The organism is Bradyrhizobium sp., assembly GCF_049581145.1.
Lineage (GTDB): Bacteria > Pseudomonadota > Alphaproteobacteria > Rhizobiales > Xanthobacteraceae > Bradyrhizobium.
Genome location: NZ_JBAURI010000502.1, coordinates 1 through 4,554 on the forward strand (window position 1 = coordinate 1; position 4,554 = coordinate 4,554).

Annotated in this window: 3 protein-coding genes; all 3 read left to right on the forward strand. The window is 66.2% G+C overall.

Going from position 1 to position 4,554, the window contains the following annotated elements; translation table 11 throughout:
- Window positions 1-832 (forward strand): autotransporter outer membrane beta-barrel domain-containing protein (locus WCB02_RS16645; RefSeq protein WP_423959608.1); only part of this gene is annotated, 832 nt, incomplete at its 5' end.
- A gap of 199 nt (window positions 833-1,031) precedes the next feature.
- Window positions 1,032-2,792: a ShlB/FhaC/HecB family hemolysin secretion/activation protein gene (locus tag WCB02_RS16650; protein WP_423959609.1), complete on the forward strand. Its 1,761-nt coding sequence runs from the start codon at window positions 1,032-1,034 to the stop codon at window positions 2,790-2,792.
- Window positions 2,793-2,813: 21 nt separating this feature from the next.
- A partial coding sequence (locus WCB02_RS16655; RefSeq protein ID WP_423959610.1) for a filamentous hemagglutinin N-terminal domain-containing protein occupies window positions 2,814-4,554 on the forward strand: 1,741 nt, incomplete at its 3' end.

A 4,554-nucleotide genomic window follows, 5' to 3' on the forward strand; every position in this document is an offset into this window, starting at 1 on the left:
GCGCTGGACCGCCTGGGGCGGCGCCTATGGCGGCGGCAGCAGCATCAGCGGCGATCCCGCCGCCGGATCGAGCAATCTCACCGCCCACACCTACGGCATTGCGGGCGGTATGGATTATCACGTCTCCCCGGACACGATCCTGGGCTTCGCGCTCGCCGGCGGCGGCACCAATTGGGGCCTTTCGGGCGGTCTCGGCGGTGGCCGCAGCGACGCCGTCCAGGTCGGTGGCTACGGCATCACTCATGCGGGGGCGGCCTATGTGGCGGGTGCGGTGTCCTTCGCCAACCAATGGTTTTCGACGAGCCGCACCGCCCTCGGCGATCAGCTCACCGGTCGCTTCCAGGGCGAGAGCTACGGCGCCCGGCTCGAAGGCGGCTACCGCTTCGCGGTGCTGCCGTGGCTCGGGCTCACGCCTTACGCCGCCGTGCAGGCGCAGGAATTTTCCACCGCCGCCTTCAGCGAGACCGATGTCGCCGGCGGCGGTTTCGGGCTCAACTATGCGTCGATGCAGGCGAGCGACGTGCGTAGCGAACTCGGCGTGCGGCTCGACCACCCGACGATGCTTGCCGGCATGCCGCTGGTCCTGCGCGGGCGCGTCGCCTACGCGCACGACACGGTCGGCAATCCGGCGCTCAGCGCCGCCTTCCAGACCCTGCCGGGCGCCTCCTTCATCGTCGACGGCGCGCCAATTCCGAAGGACTCGGCTCTGACGTCGGTCGGGGCGCAGCTCTTCATCACGCCGCAATGGTCGCTGCTGGCAAAGTTCGACGGCGAATTTGCTCAAGGCGCACAGAACTACGCCAGCTCCGGCACGCTGCGTTACGTATGGTGAAGCTCGGGCTCGTTCATGTCTTCGGGAAATTTGACAGGTGCTCGCTGTGATCGCCCAAAGCCACGCCATCCGCGGGTCACGAGAGTGCACTGTGCACCTCTCGCAACGATCATTGCGCCGTGTTTCGGAACATATCCGCGATCGGATGGCGACGTGCGATGGCGGCGAGGTCGCGTATACGAAAAAAGGCATCTGCGCGATGCTGTTCCAGTTGTGGGGCGGCCTCGGCCTGTGTCTGACCCTGTTGCCCGCGGTCGCGCAAGCGCAGACCGCGTCGCAGATCACGCCGCCGAGTTTCCGGCCCAATCTGGAGCATCAGGGCGGCTTCGCCCTGTCGGGCGCGTCAGGCTTGGCGACGCCGTCGGGCGCGGAGAAACTGTTCGTCGAACTTTCCGGAATTCAGATCAAGGGCCCTCTGCCGGAACTGGCTGCGGCGACCATTGAGCTTGAGCGGCGCCTGATAGGACGCCCGGTGTCGGGCGCAGAGATTTTTGCCGCCGCCCGCGATCTTGAGGCGGCGTATGCCAGAGCCGGCTATGTGCTGGTACGCGTGGTGCTGCCGCCGCAGCATCTCGTCAACGGAGCCCGTCTTAAACTCACGGTCGTCGACGGCTTCATGGAGCGCATAGAGCTCAAGGATGTGCCGGAGCGGGTACGCCATCGCATTGCCTCGCTGATTGAGCCGCTGGTAGGCCGCCATGGGGTGACGTTGGTCGAACTCGAACGTCGCGTCCTTCTCGCTGGTGACACTGCCGGCGTGATCCTGCGTTCGACGCTGTCGCCTGGCAAAAGCGAGGGCGCCACGGTGCTGGCAATCGATGCCAAATATCAGGCGGTGAGCGAGACGCTGACGTTCGACAACACGCTGTCGAAGGCACTCGGGGGTACCACGGTCGGCGTCGGTCTCGACTTCAGCAGCATCGCCGGACTCGGCGAGTTGATCTATTTGCGCGCCAGCGGTCACCCGGAGGAGGAGGCCGGTAATGGTTTCTTCGGCACCTATCCGCGCAACCGTATCCTGGCGGCGGGTTTCATCCTGCCGGTGTGGATCGATGGGCTCACCTTCAACGCCGAATATACCGACGCCCGCACCACGCCCCAGTCTGTTGCCGGCGTTCAGACCACTGATGCGTTCGAACGACTGTCGCTACGGCTGCGCTATGCCTGGCTGCGCGGGCGAAGCGCCAATTTCAACAGCGAAGTGTCGTTCGACGCCCAGGACGAGCAGCAGAGGCTGTTCGTCGGCGGCGATCCGGCACCGCTCTCGGTGGACCGGCTGCGCATCGTTCGCTTTGCCAATGATGGCGATGTACTGACGCCATGGGGCGCCACCATTTCCGGTCGCGCCACCGCGTCGTTTGGCATCGATGGGCTTGGCGCGCGCAGCGCGGCGGACGCTTCGCCGCTGCTGCCGTTGTCGCGACTGGGCGCGGATGCCGCGTTCCAGAAGTTCGACATCACCCTCAACTACAACCATGCTGTGCTCGATCACCTCGCGGTCGGCTTTTCAGCGCGGGCGCAGACCTCGTTCAACGCGCCGCTGTTGCGCAGCGAACAAATCGGCATCGCCAATACGACGGGACTTTCGGCCTTTGACGCCGGCACCATCGTCGGTGACGAGGGCTACGTCGTCAGGGGCGAACTGCAGTCGCCATGGGTGCTGCCATTGCAGAACGCCGTGATCTTCGGCTCGCCGCTCGGCGTAGTGGCGACGCCCTATGTCTTCGCGGCCTATGGCGAAGTCGCACTGGAAGACCCGACGGCGCTGGAAGCCCCCCGTGTCCATGCCTCTTCCTACGGCGGAGGTATCCGCCTCGGCGGTGCGGCCGCAGGCAGCCTGTCAAACGGCTCGCTGTCGCTGGAATACGGCCATGCCGACATCAGTGCCGGCGTGCCAGGGGGGATTCCCGTCGCGCCGGAAAGCAATCGATTCACCGTGGTCTCGGCGTTCAGATTTTAGCATGACGGGCGGAAAAATCCGATGATCGACTTTGGCGACCAGGTTTTAATCCGTTCTGGCAGGTTGCATCGCCGTGCGCGAGCGGCGCTGCTGCTGGCGACGACAGCGTTAAGCAGCCCGATTCTCATCGGCTCCGCACTGGCGCAGAATCTGCCGACGGGCGGCAGCGTCGCCGCGGGCAGCGTCGCGATCGTGCAGCCCTCCGCTGCGCGGCTGAACATCACCCAGACCAGCCAGAGCGCCGTCGTCAACTGGCAGAGTTTTTCGATCGGCCAGGGCTCGGCGGTCAACATCCAGCAGCCGAACGGTGCCGCGGCGATGCTCAATCGCGTCACCGGCAACACGCCCTCGACCATCGCCGGTTCGCTCACCGCCAATGGCCAGGTCTATCTGGTCAACCCGAACGGCATCGCGATCACCAGTACGGGCGTGGTCAACACCGGCGGCGGCTTCGTCGCCTCGACGCTCGGGATTTCGGATGCGGATTTCCTCAGCGGCAAGCGCAGCTTCACCGGCAACGGCGCATCCGCGGCCGTCAGCAACGCCGGCACCATCATGGTCGGCCGCGGCGGCTACGCCGCGCTGCTCGGCGGCACCGTGTCCAACGCCGGCAACATTTCCGTGCCGCTCGGCAAGGTGGGGCTCGGTTCTGGGGAAAGCGCGACGCTGGATTTCGCCGGCGACGGGTTCCTCCAGGTGGCGTTGCCGACTGCAAGCGGCGGCAATGGCGCGCTGATCCGCAACTCGGGCAGCATCAAGGCCGACGGCGGCAGCGTGATCATCAGCGCCGCAACCGCGCGCGAAGCCGCGCGCAACGCGGTGAATATTTCGGGCCTGGTCGAGGCGCGCACGATCGGCGGACACACCGGTTCGATCTTCATCGGCGGTGGCGCCGGCGGCAGCGTCAACGTCTCGGGGCGCCTGATCGCCACCGCTCGGCAGAGCAAAGGCGGCGCCGTCACGGTCACCGGCAAGAACATTACGCTAGCGGGCGCCACCGTCGATGCCTCGGGCGGGGCCGGCGGAGGCAGCATCAACATCGGTGGCGGAAGCCATGGCCAGGGTCCCCTGCAGCAGGCCGACACCGTCAACATCGACGGCAGCACGGCGATCCGCGCCGACGCGACCGCAACCGGCAACGGTGGTAATGTCGTGGTCTGGTCGAACCAACTGACCAAATTCGCCGGCACGATCACGTCGCGGGGCGGCGCCCAGGGCGGCAATGGCGGCGAAGCCGAGGTGTCCGGCAAGGCCTTGCTCGATTACACCGGCTTCACCGACCTTTCGGCGGCCAACGGCGGCTTCGGCACGCTGTTGCTCGATCCGTACAACGTCATCATTTCGAGCGGCGTCGGCAACACCGGCGGCAGCTTCGATGCCAACACCAATGACAGCGTCATCAATGTTGCCACGCTGCAGAATGCGCTTGGTGCGGCAAACGTGACGATCGCGACCGGCATTGGCGGTTCGCAGGCCGGCAACATTGCGCTAGCCGCGCCGCTGACATGGGCGGCGGCAACGGTCCTGGCGCTGAACGCGGCGGGCGGCATCGCCATCAACGCGCCGATCAGCATCACCGGCGCCGGCGGGCTTGCGCTGAACGCAACCGCGCAGCCCGGTATCACCACGACAGGCCTGACTTTCGGCAACGGCGCCTCGGTCGACTACGGTGCCACCGACCATGGCGGCAGCTTCAGCCTCAACGGCGTCAGCTACACGCTGGTCTATTCGATGGCGCAGCTCGACGCCATCGACGGCGTCA